This is a genomic window from Dactylosporangium sp. CA-052675 (assembly GCF_050947935.1).
Classification (GTDB): Bacteria; Actinomycetota; Actinomycetes; order Mycobacteriales; family Micromonosporaceae; genus Dactylosporangium.
Genome location: NZ_CP192010.1, coordinates 7,736,208 through 7,748,845 on the forward strand (window position 1 = coordinate 7,736,208; position 12,638 = coordinate 7,748,845).

The following is a 12,638-nucleotide window of genomic DNA, read 5'->3' on the forward strand; positions in this document are numbered from 1 at the left end:
CCGGACGCCTCGATGTCGGGCTCCGGGCCTAGCGTCCGGAACCATGGCAAACGTCGATCGTCGTACATTTCTGCAGATGGCGGCGGCCGCCGCGGTGCCGTTGCCGTTCGAGCAGGCACTGCGCATCCCGGCCCACGACCGCCACGGGTCCATCGAGGACGTCGAGCATGTCATCTTCCTGATGCAGGAGAACCGCTCGTTCGACCACTACCTCGGCACCATGCGCGGCGTGCGCGGGTTCGCCGACCCGCACCCGGCCCGGCACCCCGACGGGCGCAGCGTGTTCCACCAGCCCAACGGCGACGGGGAGGTGCTGCCGTTCCGGCCCGGGGTGCGCGACATGGGCAAGACGTTCCTGCCCGACCCGCCGCACGGGTGGAACGACACCCACGGCGCCTGGAACCAGGGGAAGTACGACGGCTGGGTGCCGAACAAGGGCGTCACCACGATGACCCATCACACCCGCAAGGACCTGCCCTACCAGTACGCGCTCGCCGACGCGTTCACGGTGTGCGACAACTACCACTGCTCGCTGCTCGGGCCGACCGACCCCAACCGGTACCACATGTGGACGGGGTGGGTCGGCAACGACGGGAAGGCGGGCGGCCCGGTGATCACCAACGCCGAGGCCGGCTACGACTGGTCGACCTACCCCGAGCGGCTCGAGCGGGCCGGGGTCTCCTGGAAGGTGTACCAGGACGTCGGGCTGGGCCTGACCGCCGAGGGCTTCTGGGGCTGGACGAGCGACCCGTTCATCGGCAACTACGGGGACAACTCGCTGCTGTACTTCCACCAGTACCAGCACGCCGCCCCGGGCAGTCCGCTGGCGAAGGCCAAGACCGGTACCGAGATCAACCAGCAGGGCCGCAGCCCCGACGCGCTGCTGGCCGACTTCCGCGCCGACGTCGCCGCCGGGAGGCTGCCGCAGGTCTGCTGGATCGTGGCGCCGGAGGCGTACACCGAGCACCCGAACTGGGAGCCGGACTACGGCACCTGGTACGTCTCGCAGGTCATCGACATCCTGGCCGCGCACCCCGAGGTGTGGTCGAAGATGGCCCTGTTCATCACCTACGACGAGGAGGGCGGCTTCTTCGACCACCTCGTCCCGCCGACCCCGCCCGCGAGCCGGGCCGAGGGCCTGTCCACGGTCCCGGTGACGAACGAGATCTACCCCGGCTCGGCCGACCACCCGGCCGGCCCGTACGGGCTGGGCGTGCGGGTGCCGATGATCATCGTGTCGCCGTGGACGCGGGGCGGCTGGGTCAACTCGGAGCTGTTCGACCACACGTCGCTGATCCGGTTCCTGGAGCGCCGCTTCGGCCGCGGGCGGCCCGACCTCGTCGAGTCGAACATCACCCCGTGGCGGCGGGCCGTCACCGGCGACCTGACCTCCGCGTTCGACTTCAAGACCCCGAACGCGTCGCGCCGCGTGGACCTGCCCGGGACCGGTGACCTGAAGCCGGCCGACCTGACCCGCCGGCCCGACGAGGTGCCGGTCCCGCCGGTCGACGGCCGGCTGCCGGCCCAGGAGCGCGGGGTGCGGCCCGCCCGCGCGCTGCCGTACGCGCTGCACGCCGACGGCCGCCCGTCCGCCGGAGCCTTCGCCGTGGACTTCCGCAACGTGGGCACCGCGACGGGCGTCTACCAGGTCCGCTCGGCCGACCCGGCGATCGCGCCGCGGACGTACACCGTGGAGCCGGACAAGCAGGTGACCGACGTGTGGCCCGCGGACCGGGGCTACGACCTGTCGATCCACGGGCCGAACGGCTTCTTCCGCCGCTTCGCCGCCGGGCCGCGCCATCCGGGCGTGACGGCGCGCGTCCGCTACGACGAGCACGGCCTGGTGCTGGAGCTGGCGAACCGGGGCTCCCGCCGCGCCGAGGTCGAGACGGCGGACCGCTACACCGGCCGCCACGCCCGCGTGGCGCTGCGGGCGGGCGAGACCCGTTCGGTCGACTTCCCCCTCGCCCGCAGCCACGGCTGGTACGGCATCACGATCACGGTCCCGGGCGACGCCGGGTTCGCGGTGGAGTATGCGGGCCACGTCGAGGACGGCGCGCCCTCGATCAGCGACCCCCTGATGGGCGGCCTGGTCTAGACGGGCACGAGACGAGGCCGGCGACCTCCTCCCACGCCCCGGCCTGCGTGCGGTTGGCGATCAACGGCGAGTGGCCACCGTTCTCCGCGTTGCCGCCGCCGTCGCCCGCCAGACATCCCGGCCTCCGCGGTGGCGGGAGCCGGCAGCTACGCCGAGGCGCGGACGATCAGCTCGGGGTTGAAGATGACCGAGCGCGGGGTGCGCTGCGGCTCGCGGATGCGGGTCATCAGCAGCTGCGCCATCTCCCCGGCCATCTCCTCGACCGGCTGGCGGACGGTCGTGAGCGGCGGGTGGCACTCGAGCGCGGCGGTGCTGTCGTCGAACCCGATCACCGCGATGTCCTCCGGCACCCGCCGCCCGGCCTCCTGCAGCACCCGCAGGGCGCCGTCGGCCATGAGGTCGTTGGCGACGAAGACGCCGTCGACGTCGGGGTGCTCGGCGAGCAGGCGGGCCGCGGCGCGCTCGCCGCCGGAGCGGGTGAAGTCGCCCTCGATGTGCCGCGGCGTGAGGCCGTGGCCCTTGACGGCCTCCTCGAACGCGGCGAGGCGGTCCTGCGCGGCCGGCATGTCGAGCGGGCCGGTGACGGTGGCCAGGCAGCGGCGGCCGAGGCCGGCGAGGTGGTCGACGGCGAGCTGCACGCCGGCGCGCTGGTCGACGTCCACGTAACTGATGGTGACCGGGTGCCCCGGGCGGCACGAGAGCACGACGGGGATGCCGAGCTCGACCAACTGGGCCGGGAGCGGGTCGTCGACGTGGCTGGAGATGAGCAGCGCCCCGTCGACGTGGCCCTGGCGGAGGTACCGCTGCAGATGCGGGCGCGCGGGCGGGTCGGCCAGGAAGATGACCAGGTGGATGCCCAGCGGCCGGAGCACCTCCTGGGCGCCGGCGGTCACGCGGCCCAGGAACGGGTCGGTGAACATGCGCGTCAGGAACGGGGTGGAGTACCCCCGGTTCTCCGGCTCCGACACGACCAGCGCGATCGAGTCGGTGCGGCGGGTGACCAGCGATCGGGCGGCCAGGTTCGGCACGTACCCGGTCGCGGCGATGGCGCGCTCGACCGTCCGGCGCAGTTCCGGGTCGACGGTGGAGACACCGTTGATCACCCGGGACACCGTGGCGCGTGACACTCCGGCGTAGTTGGCGACCTGCTCGAGGGTGGGCGGTCGCGAGTCGCTGCCCGTCATGGTTGTCACGGTAGATCGTGCCCCGTCGCGATGAGGAGCCGCGGGTGGACGGACCTGGTCGTCACGCCCACCCGCGGCCGGCTTGTTACTTGTAGACGCGGACGTAGTCGACGTACATCCGCGACGGGAACGGCGTGCTGGCGTCGATCGGGCCGGGGAAGTCACCGCCCACGGCCAGGTTGAGGATGAGGTAGAACTGGTGGTCGTAGACCCACGGGCCCCGGGTCGACTCGACCGTGTCCTTGTTGGCCACGAGGATCACGGTGTTGTCGACGCGGAACGTCATGTGCTTGCTGTCCCACTCGACCGAGTACACGTGGTAGTCCAGCGACAAGTCCACCGTGGTGAGCTTCTGGCCGTAGCCGCCGCCACCGTTGTACGCCGGCGCGTGCAGCGTCGAGTACACGTCCGTGGTGCTCTTGCCGAGGATCTCCATGATGTCGATCTCGCCGTTGTACGGCCACGGGCGGCCCTGCAGGAAGTCGGCGCCCATCATCCAGAACGCGGGCCAGAGGCCGTTGCCCTTCGGCACCTTGATCCGGGCCTCGACACGGCCGTACTGCGTGGTGAAGCTGGTGCTGGTGTTGATGCGGCCGGAGGTGTAGTCACGCCCGCCCGCGGTCTCCTTGCGGGCCTCGATGACCAGCGAGCCGCCCTGGATGCTGGTGTTGCTCAGGTTGGTGTAGTACTGGATCTCGCCGTTCTGGCCGGTGCCCGGGTCGACGTGCCACTTGGTCGTGTCGACGTTGGTGCCGGTGTTGAACTCGTCGCTCCAGACCAGGTTGGTGGCCGGGAAGATCGGGTCCGCGGGCGGGGCCGGGGGCTGGGTGGGGGCGCCGCCGGTGCCGTACACCTTGAACTCCCACAGCGAGTAGCCGTAGCCGTTGGAGCGCTGGGTGCCGTACATCCGCACGTAGCGGCCGTTGCCGTTGACGTTCAGGGTCTCCTTGAAGCCCTTGCCCGTCGTGGTCGAGTAGATGCTCGTCCAGTTGGCGGCGTCGTTGGAGGTCTGGATCTGGTACGACACCGCGTAGGCCGGGTCCCACTGCAGGACGACCTGGGTGATGTGGGCCTGCGCGCCGAGGTCGACGTAGATCCAGCCCGGGTCGACCCAGCCGTTGTCGGGGCTGGTGGCCCAGCGGCTGGCCGGGTCGTTGTCGAACGCCTTGTCCGGGGTGCACGGGTTGCAGTTGCTGTCGTTCTGCGAGGTCGACGCGACGGCCGGCTTCTTGTAGGACAGCAGCACCGCGTTGCCCGGGTTGGTGCTGGGCGTCGGGCTCGGCGAGCCCGGGGTGTCGCTCGTGGTCGGCACGGTGCCGCCGACGCGGATCTGGAACTCCCACAGGGAGTAGCCGTACTGCGTGGCCCGCGCGGTGCCGTTCATCCGCACGTAGCGGCCGCTGCCGGTGACGTTGAGGTTCTGCACGCCGCCGGTGCCGGTCGTGGTCGTGTAGATGGTGGTCCAGGTGGTGCCGTTGGTCGACGTCTGGATCTGGAACGCCGTCGCGTAGGCGGTCTCCCAGTTCAGCGTGACGCCGCAGACCGACTGCACCGAGCCGAGGTCGACCTGCAGCCACTGCGGGTCACTGGCGGCGCTGGACCAGCGGGTGCCGTTGTTGCCGTCCACCGCGGACGACGCCGGGGTGCCCGCGTTCTCGGTCGAGGAGGCGGTGGCCGTCTTGCCCTGCGCGGCGTTGGCGGCGCCGCAGCTGCCGGGCGTGCTCGGCGAGCCGCCGAAGACCTGGAACTCCCAGAGCGAGATGCCGTACTGGGTGTTCTTCGCGGTCGCGTTGAGCCGGACGTACCGGCCGCTGCCGGTCACGCTCAGGCTGACGGCGCTGCCGCCGGCTCCCGAGGTGGTCGAGTAGATGTTCGTCCAGTTGGTGGCGTCGTTGGAGGTCTGGATGGTGAAGGCGGTGGCGTACGCGGCCTCCCAGTTCAGCCCGATCCGGGTGATCGACTGCTGGGAGCCGAGGTCGACCTGCAACCACTGCGGCACCGAGAAGGCGCTCGACCACCGCGTGCCGGCGTCGCCGTCGGTGGCGCTGGAGGCGGGGGTGGCCGCGCTCTCGGACGAGGACGCGGTCGTCGGCTTGCCCTGCGACAGCAGGGTCTCGGCGGCGTCGGCGCGGGTGACGACGACGGTGATGTACGCCGCGAGCATGGCGAACACCGCGAGCGCGATGATGCCGTAGCGCATGGTGCGCCCGCTCGGGCGGTTGTGGGCGATGGACCTGACGGATCGATGGCCGGGGGCGGAGACCGACCAGTCCATGGGTGACTCCTTCGTGGCGGGGGTGTAACGGCGGAGGTGAGAGAGCGCTCTCTCAGAGAGCCACAATGACCCCTCGCTGAAACCCTGTCAATGGCCCAGCCGGAATCGGAGAGCGCTCTCCAAGCCAGGTCAGGGGCCGTGGGCTGCGGTTGTGCGGCCAGGGAGCGCTCTCTGATCGAGGGGGTGCCCGCCGGCCTGTGCCCGTGCCCGTGCCCGTGCCTCGCGGCGGGGTCCCGGTCGGCCGGCGCGCAACGGGCCCCGCTCGAGCGCCGCCACCCCCGGATCGTGGCCCTCGTGCTACCTCCGTAAAGAGTTCGAGAGTCGAAAAAAGATCGGTTACGGTCCATCGGTGGCAATCGTGGAGGCTCGTCAGCTGACCAAGGTCTTCCGAAGGCCGGACCGCGATCCGGGTCTGCGGGGGGCCGTCAAACATCTGTTCACCAGGAGGTTCACGGACAAGGTCGCGGTCGATCATGTCGAGCTGTCGATCGAGGCCGGCGAGGCGGTCGCCTACGTCGGGCCCAACGGCGCCGGCAAGTCGACGACCGTCAAGCTGCTGTCCGGCATCCTGGTGCCGACCTCGGGCGAGGTCCGCATCGACGGGCTCAGCCCGCGCAAGGACCGCATCGCGGTGTCGCACCGCATCGGCGTGCTCTTCGGCCAGCGCACGCAGCTGTGGTGGGACCTGCCGGTGTCGGAGTCGCTCGCCGTGCTGCGCGACATCTACGGGATCGACCACGGCACGTACCGCCGCCGCCTCGCCCGCTTCGACGAGGTGCTCGACCTCGGTGAGGTGCTGCCCGTGCTCGGGCGCAAGCTCTCGCTGGGCCAGCGGATGCGCGCCGACCTCGCCGCCGCGCTGCTGCACGCGCCGCCGGTGGTGTACCTCGACGAGCCCACCATCGGCCTCGACCTCGCCGTGAAGGACCGCGTGCGCGAGTTCTTCCGCACCGTCCGCGACGCCGGCACCACGGTGATGCTCACCAGCCACGACCTCGGCGACATCGAGGGCTTCTGCCGCCGCCTGGTCATCATCGACTCGGGCCGGATCATCTTCGACGGTGACCTCGAGGCGGTGAAGGACGCGTTCGCGCGCGAGCGGATCCTCAACGTGGAGGCCGAATCGGCGGTACCGCTGGAAACCCTGCGGGCCGCCCTGCCCGGCGCGAGCGTGGAGCCGGGCGAGACCCCGGTGCAGTTCTCGGTCCGCTTCGACCGGTTCGCGATGACCGCGGGCCAGGCGGTCACGGCCCTGGCCCCGCTGACCAACCTGGTCGACTTCCACGTCGACGAGCCGTCCATCGAGGACGTCATCCGCCGCGTCTACTCCGGCGAGCTCCAGCTGGATACCGCATGAGGGCCTACAGCGCGCACGCGCGGGCCGCGGCCCTGTCCGCGCTCGCGTACCGCGCCAACTTCCTGCTCTCCCTCGGCGGCGTCGCGTTCCAGCTCGTCGCCCTGCTCGCCGTGTGGAAGGTGCTGCTGAGCGGGCAGTCGCAGGTCGGCGGCTACGACTGGCCGCACATGCGCAGCTACCTGCTCGTCGCCTTCGCGTCCGGCGCGCTGGTCGGCACCTTCGTCGACTTCCGCATGTCGCACCGCATCCAGTCCGGGCTCGTCGCGCTCGACCTGGTCAAGCCGGTGGACTACCAGCGCGCGCGGCTGTGGGAGACCCTCGGCGGCGTGTGGATCGAGGTCGCCGTCGTCGCCCTGGTGACCACGGTGTCCATGGTGGTCAGCGGCCCGCCGGAGCTGCCGCCCGGCCCCGAGCTGGCCCTGTTCGCCCTGAGCATGGTGCTGCTGGTGCCGCTGAAGTTCGTCGTCGTGTACGTCTGCACGCTCGCCTGCTTCTGGACGCAGAACTTCGTCGGGGTCCTGTGGGCCCGCCAGGCGATCACGGGGCTGCTCTCGGGCGCCCTCGTCCCGCTCGCGTACTTCCCGGGCTGGCTGGCCACGGCCGCACAGTGGTCGCCGTTCGCCGGCCTCACGTCCACGCCCGCGCTCATCTTCGTCGGCCAGGCCTCGGGCCGCCACGCCCTGCTCCTGGTGGCGGCGCAGCTGGGCTGGCTGGTGCTGCTGTGGTACTCCGCGCGAGCGCTCTTCGGGCGGGCGCTGCGCCGGCTGACGGTACACGGGGGCTGACATGCGTATCGCGCGACTCTATCTGCGGCTGCTGGGCGCGCACCTGCGATCGGTGCTGGAGTACCACGGCGACTTCTGGGTCATGATGGCCGGCACGCTCGTCATGCAGGTCGTGAACGTGGCGTTCCTGGCCGCCGTGTTCTCCAAGGTGCCGGCCATCAACGGCTGGAGCTTCTGGGCCGTGGTCGCCATGTTCGGCATGGTCGCCGTCGCCGAGGGCGTGGGCTCCCTGTTCTTCGAGGGCATGTGGAGCATCGCCTGGCAGATCAACCAGGGCGACATCGACTACATGCTGGTGCGCCCGTACCCGGTGGTCCTGCAGGCCTCGAGCGTGCAGATCGGCCCGCACGGCCTGTCCAACATCGTCACCGGCGCCCTCATGCTCGGCTCCGCGCTGTCCCACGCGGACGTGGCGTGGTCGGCCGCCCGGGTGCTGCTCGGCCTGGTCGTCCTGCTCAGCGCGATCGCCGTCAAGGTGGCGATCAACCTGGCCACGAACGCGGCCTCGTTCTGGATGCAGAGCCCGAGCCCGCTCTTCGCTATGGCCGTGCACCAGGCCGGCGACCTGGCCCGGTTCCCGCTGAGCGTGTACCCGTGGGCGCTCAAGGCCGCGCTGGGCTTCGCCCTGCCCTTCGCGTTCGTGAGCTTCTTCCCGGTCACCTACGTGCTCGGCCGCGGCCACGCGTGGGTCGGCCTGCTGACCCCCCTGGTCGCCGCGTACTGCCTGGCCGTGGCGGGCTGGATCTTCGCGCGGGGCCTGCGCCGCTACGAGAGCGCGGGCAACTGACGGCAGCGCCGTCGGTACCCGATCCCGACCGGCCGGGCGGCCCTCGGGAAGTCATGGAAGTTGATTGTTCACTGGCGGAATGTTTGACAAGTCAGCTATGTTGTAGCGCGCAGAGGCCGGGGAGCCGCCCGGGTCCGCAGTGAAGGTGGCGTTCGAGATGCAGTTCGGTGTGTTCACCGTCGGTGACGTGACGCAGGACCCCACGACGGGGCGGGTGCCGACCGACGCCGAGCGGGTCAAGGCGATGACGACGATCGCGCTCAAGGCCGAAGAGGTCGGGCTCGACGTGTTCGCGATGGGCGAGCACCACAACCCGCCGTTCGTGCCGAGCTCGCCGACCACCATGCTCGGGTGGATCGCGGCCCGGACCGAGCGCCTCCTGCTGTCCACCGCGACCACGCTCATCACGACCAACGACCCGGTGAAGATCGCCGAGGACTACGCGATGCTGCAGCACCTCGCCGACGGCCGCGTGGACCTCATGATGGGCCGCGGGAACACCGGGCCCGTGTACCCGTGGTTCGGCCAGGACATCCGCAAGGGCGTCGACCTCGCGTTCGAGAACTACGCGCTCCTGCGCCGCCTGTGGCGCGAGGACGTCGTGGACTGGCAGGGCGAGTTCCGCACGCCGCTGCAGGGGTTCACGGCCACGCCCCGGCCGCTGGACGGGGTGCCGCCGTTCGTCTGGCACGGCTCGATCCGCACGCCGGAGATCGCACAGCAGGCCGCGTACTACGGCGACGGCTTCTTCGCCAACCACATCTTCTGGCCGAAGGAGCACACGCAGCGGATGGTCGAGCTCTACCGCAAGCTCTTCGAGCACTTCGGCCACGGCTCGGCCGACCAGGCCATCGTCGGCCTCGGCGGGCAGGTGTTCATGCGCAAGAACTCCCAGGACGCCAAGAACGAGTTCCGGCCCTACTTCGACAACGCCCCCGTCTACGGGCACGGCCCGTCGCTGGAGGACTTCTCGGCGCAGACGCCGCTGACGGTCGGCAGCCCGCAGGAGGTCATCGACCGCACGCTGGGCTTCCGCGAGTACGTCGGCGACTACCAGCGGCAGCTGTTCCTGCTCGACCACGCGGGCCTGCCGCTCAAGACGGTGCTGGAGCAGCTGGACATCCTCGGCGAGGAGGTCGTGCCCGTGCTGCGCAAGGAGTTCGCGATCGGCCGCCCCGCGCACGTGCCGGACGCGCCCACCCACGAGTCCCTGAAGGCCGCCGCGCAGAAGGTGGACGCCTAGCCATGACCACTCGCTCGATCGTCGCGATCAGCGCCGGGCTCGGCCAGCCGTCGTCCACCCGGCTGCTGGCCGACCGGCTCACCGCCGCCGTGGCCGGGCGGCTGGACGACGCCGCGGTGGGCACGTTCGAGCTGCGCGCCGTCGCCCACGACATCACCGACCACCTGCTCACCGGGTTCCCGTCGCCGGCGCTCAAGGAGGTCCTCGACGCCGTCGCCGGGGCCGACGGGCTCGTGGCGGTGACGCCGATCTTCAACGCGTCCTACAGCGGGCTGTTCAAGTCGTTCTTCGACGTGCTCGGCGACGACGTGCTGCGCGACAAGCCGGTCCTGCTGGGCGCGACCGGCGGCACCGCGCGGCACTCGCTCACGCTGGAGCACGCGCTGCGGCCGATGTTCGCCTACCTGCGCGCGGTCGTCGCGCCCACCGCGGTGTTCGCGGCGACCGACGACTGGGCGGCCGGCGGGCGGGACACGCTGCACGAGCGCGTCGGGCGCGCCGGGGCCGAGCTGGCCGCGCTGGTGGCCGCCCGCGCGCCGGTCGCCGAGGCGCCCGAGCCGCCCGGGCTGCCGCTCACGACGTCGTTCGACGACTTCCTGCGTCGCACCTCATGATCCATACCGGGAGGTCGTCGACGTGCAGCGACTCGACGACGCCGAAGCCGGCCGAGCGGTACACCTCGACGTTGCCCGGGTTCGAGGTCTCCAGGTAGGCCGGCAGCCCGTCGGCCGCCGCGCGCGCGAGCCCGGCGGCCATCGCGGCGCGGCCGAGCCGGCGACCGCGGTGCTCGGGGTGTGATGCGAGCACCCCGAGGTACCAGTGCGGCGTCTGTGGCATTTTCGTGTGCACGATCGACTGGTAGCGGCCGAAGCGCCCGGCCTGGGGCGGGTGCTCGACGCCGGGGCCGCCCGGGGACCTCGGCGGATCCCACATCGCGACCGCCGCGCCGCCGTCGGCGAGCCACACCGTGCCGTGCCCGACGCGCAGGTCGAACAGCGAGCCCGCCATCGCGGCCGCCTCGGCGGGGTAGGTGGCGTCGTCGGGCAGGAACCAGCGCAGGGCCGGGTCCGCGGCGAACGCGGCCACGAAGGTGGCCACGACCGCGTCCCGGTCGGCGGCGGTGGCGACGGTCACGCTGGGCTCGATCATGGGTCGGGTCACTTTCGCCAGGTACGCGTCGATCGCGTCACGGTTGCGGCTCAGGCAGGAGATCCGGGCGTCCATGCGGTCCCGCTCGTGGCGCAGCAGGGCGAGCACCTCGGGCCCGGCATCGGCGATCGTGATGCCGCAGGGGTTGTCGGCCAGGCACGGCAGCACGTTCCTGATCAGGCGCGTGGTCAGCCCCGACTCGAGCAGGCCGCGGATCTGCTGCACGCGGTCGACGAGGTGCTCGCCGTAGTCGCGGTAGCCGTTCGCGCGGCGCTCGGGCGCGAGCAGGCCCTGCTCCTCGTAGTAGCGCAGCAGCCGGGCCGGAGTCCCGGTGCGCGCGGAAAGTTCGCCGATGCGCATTGACCTTCACACTAGTGTGAGGGTCGGACGATGGCGAGCATGATCCTTGCCGTGCTCTCGGCGGCGCAGTTCCTGCTCGCCCTCGACTATTCGATCGTGTACGTCGCCCTGCCGGCCATCGCCCGCGAGCTCGATCTCGACCTGGCCGCCGCGCAGTGGGTGGTGAGCGCGTACGCGGTGCCGTTCGCGGGCCTGCTGCTGCTCGGCGGCCGCCTGTGCGACCGGCTCGGCGCGGGCCGGGTGTTCCTGGGCGCGTGCCTGCTCTTCGGCGCGGCGAGCCTCGCCGGCGGCCTGGCCGGCTCCGGGCCGCCGCTGCTGGCCGCGCGCGGGGTGCAGGGCCTGGCCGCGGCGCTGCTGCAACCGGCGATCCTGGGCCTGATCGGCGCCCGCTTCACGGGTCCGGCGCGCACGCGCGCGCTGTCGGTGTGGGGCGCCGTGGGCGCGTCGGGGCTGGCCGCCGGGGTCGTGCTGGGCGGGCTGCTCACGCGGTACAGCTGGCGCTGGACCTTCCTCGTCAACGTCCCCGTGACCCTCGCCTGCGCCGCGGGGGCGGCGATCTGGCTGCTGGGCTCGGCGCCGGCCCGCCCCGCGCCGGCGCCGCTCGCGCGGGTGCTGGTGTCGACGGCGGCGGCGGTCGCCGCGGCCCTGGGCCTGACGCTGGCGGGCGCGCGCGGCTGGTCGGACCCGGCGGCGATCGCGGCGCTGGTGGGCGCGGCGCTCCTGGGCGCGGCGATCGTGCGGCCGGCCGCCCGGCTGCGCCCGCCGTCGCTGCGGGCCGGGTCGCTCGCCGCCGCGCTGTACATGGCCAGCGTCGGCTCCGAGTTCTACGTCGTGACGCTGATGCTGCAGGACCGCGACGGCTTCGCGCCGCTGGAGGCCGGGCTCGCGTTCCTGCCGCTCGCCGCGCTCGTCACGGTCGGCAGCTCGCTCACCGCGCGGCTCGTGCGCCGCTTCGGGGCCGCCCGGACGCTCGGCGGCGGGTTCGCGGTCGCCGCCGCGAGCCTGGCGTGGCTCGCGCTGGCCGCCGGGGCCGGCTACCCCGGCGGCGTGCTGCCGGGGCTCCTCGTCAGCGGCGCCGCGCACGGGGTCGTCTACACCGCGATGTTCGTGCTCGGCGCGCGGGACGTGCCCGCCGAGCGGCAGTCGTCCGCGGGGGCGACGATGACCACCGCGCAGTACCTCGCCGGGGCCGTCGCCGTCGCGCTGCTCACGCTGCCGTTGCGCACCGGCGCGTATGCGATCGCGTTCTGGCTCACCGCCGCGGCCGCCGTTGCCGGAGCCCTCGTCGCGCTCCGGCAACCACAAGACGACCTCGGCCCCGGTCTCGTTCCGCTTTCATGACCGTACCACGACCGACCTAACCGATCATGCCCATAAATGCTGAACGTGAACGGACGACT

10 protein-coding genes are annotated in these 12,638 nt (G+C 72.0%); 7 read left to right on the top strand and 3 right to left on the bottom strand.

The genetic code is table 11. The features are described 5' to 3' along the window. Positions 1-43 precede the first annotated feature (43 nt). On the top strand, positions 44-2,098 hold the full coding sequence (locus ACQP1P_RS34415) for a phosphocholine-specific phospholipase C (protein WP_433077402.1): 2,055 nt from the start codon (positions 44-46) through the stop codon (positions 2,096-2,098). Positions 2,099-2,244: 146 nt separating this feature from the next. On the opposite strand, the gene ACQP1P_RS34420 is transcribed toward ACQP1P_RS34415, so the two are convergent. After that, on the bottom strand, positions 2,245-3,282 hold the full coding sequence (locus tag ACQP1P_RS34420) for a LacI family DNA-binding transcriptional regulator (protein WP_433077404.1): 1,038 nt from the start codon (positions 3,280-3,282) through the stop codon (positions 2,245-2,247). 85 nt (positions 3,283-3,367) lie between these two features. After that, complete coding sequence (locus tag ACQP1P_RS34425; RefSeq protein WP_433077406.1) at positions 3,368-5,557, bottom strand: discoidin domain-containing protein; 2,190 nt, start codon at positions 5,555-5,557, stop codon at positions 3,368-3,370. Positions 5,558-5,906: 349 nt separating this feature from the next. On the opposite strand from ACQP1P_RS34425, the gene ACQP1P_RS34430 reads away from it, so the two are divergent. From ACQP1P_RS34430 to ACQP1P_RS34450, 5 genes are all read left to right on the top strand, one after another. Beyond that, complete coding sequence (locus ACQP1P_RS34430; protein WP_433077408.1) at positions 5,907-6,914, top strand: ABC transporter ATP-binding protein; 1,008 nt, start codon at positions 5,907-5,909, stop codon at positions 6,912-6,914. Further along, on the top strand, positions 6,911-7,699 hold the full coding sequence (locus tag ACQP1P_RS34435) for an ABC transporter permease (protein WP_433077410.1): 789 nt from the start codon (positions 6,911-6,913) through the stop codon (positions 7,697-7,699). The genes ACQP1P_RS34430 and ACQP1P_RS34435 overlap by 4 nt, the downstream gene beginning before the upstream one ends. 1 nt (position 7,700) lies before the next feature. Then, the gene (locus ACQP1P_RS34440; protein WP_433077412.1) at positions 7,701-8,486 is read left to right on the top strand and encodes an ABC transporter permease; all 786 of its coding nucleotides are present in this window, start codon (positions 7,701-7,703) and stop codon (positions 8,484-8,486) included. A 157-nt stretch (positions 8,487-8,643) separates the two neighbouring features. After that, positions 8,644-9,729, top strand: coding sequence for an LLM class flavin-dependent oxidoreductase (locus tag ACQP1P_RS34445; protein ID WP_433077414.1), 1,086 nt, complete (start codon positions 8,644-8,646; stop codon positions 9,727-9,729). Between the two features lie 2 nt (positions 9,730-9,731). After that, the gene (locus ACQP1P_RS34450; RefSeq protein ID WP_433077416.1) at positions 9,732-10,343 is read left to right on the top strand and encodes a CE1759 family FMN reductase; all 612 of its coding nucleotides are present in this window, start codon (positions 9,732-9,734) and stop codon (positions 10,341-10,343) included. Here ACQP1P_RS34450 and ACQP1P_RS34455 read toward each other — a convergent pair. Next, positions 10,303-11,238: a MerR family transcriptional regulator gene (locus tag ACQP1P_RS34455; protein WP_433077418.1), complete on the bottom strand. Its 936-nt coding sequence runs from the start codon at positions 11,236-11,238 to the stop codon at positions 10,303-10,305. The genes ACQP1P_RS34450 and ACQP1P_RS34455 overlap by 41 nt on opposite strands. Before the next feature lie 39 nt (positions 11,239-11,277). Here ACQP1P_RS34455 and ACQP1P_RS34460 point away from each other — a divergent pair, with 39 nt between their 5' ends. Continuing rightward, positions 11,278-12,579: an MFS transporter gene (locus ACQP1P_RS34460; RefSeq protein WP_433077420.1), complete on the top strand. Its 1,302-nt coding sequence runs from the start codon at positions 11,278-11,280 to the stop codon at positions 12,577-12,579. Positions 12,580-12,638 lie beyond the last annotated feature (59 nt).

Bases quoted from the DNA above. Each gene is read 5' to 3' on its own strand.
- ACQP1P_RS34415 (WP_433077402.1), top strand. From the start codon at position 44: ATGGCAAACGTCGATCGTCGTACATTTCTGCAGATGGCGGCGGCCGCC.
- ACQP1P_RS34420 (WP_433077404.1), bottom strand. From the start codon at position 3,282: ATGACGGGCAGCGACTCGCGACCGCCCACCCTCGAGCAGGTCGCCAAC.
- ACQP1P_RS34425 (WP_433077406.1), bottom strand. From the start codon at position 5,557: ATGGACTGGTCGGTCTCCGCCCCCGGCCATCGATCCGTCAGGTCCATC.
- ACQP1P_RS34435 (WP_433077410.1), top strand. From the start codon at position 6,911: ATGAGGGCCTACAGCGCGCACGCGCGGGCCGCGGCCCTGTCCGCGCTC.
- ACQP1P_RS34440 (WP_433077412.1), top strand. From the start codon at position 7,701: ATGCGTATCGCGCGACTCTATCTGCGGCTGCTGGGCGCGCACCTGCGA.
- ACQP1P_RS34445 (WP_433077414.1), top strand. From the start codon at position 8,644: ATGCAGTTCGGTGTGTTCACCGTCGGTGACGTGACGCAGGACCCCACG.
- ACQP1P_RS34450 (WP_433077416.1), top strand. From the start codon at position 9,732: ATGACCACTCGCTCGATCGTCGCGATCAGCGCCGGGCTCGGCCAGCCG.
- ACQP1P_RS34455 (WP_433077418.1), bottom strand. From the start codon at position 11,238: ATGCGCATCGGCGAACTTTCCGCGCGCACCGGGACTCCGGCCCGGCTG.
- ACQP1P_RS34460 (WP_433077420.1), top strand. From the start codon at position 11,278: ATGATCCTTGCCGTGCTCTCGGCGGCGCAGTTCCTGCTCGCCCTCGAC.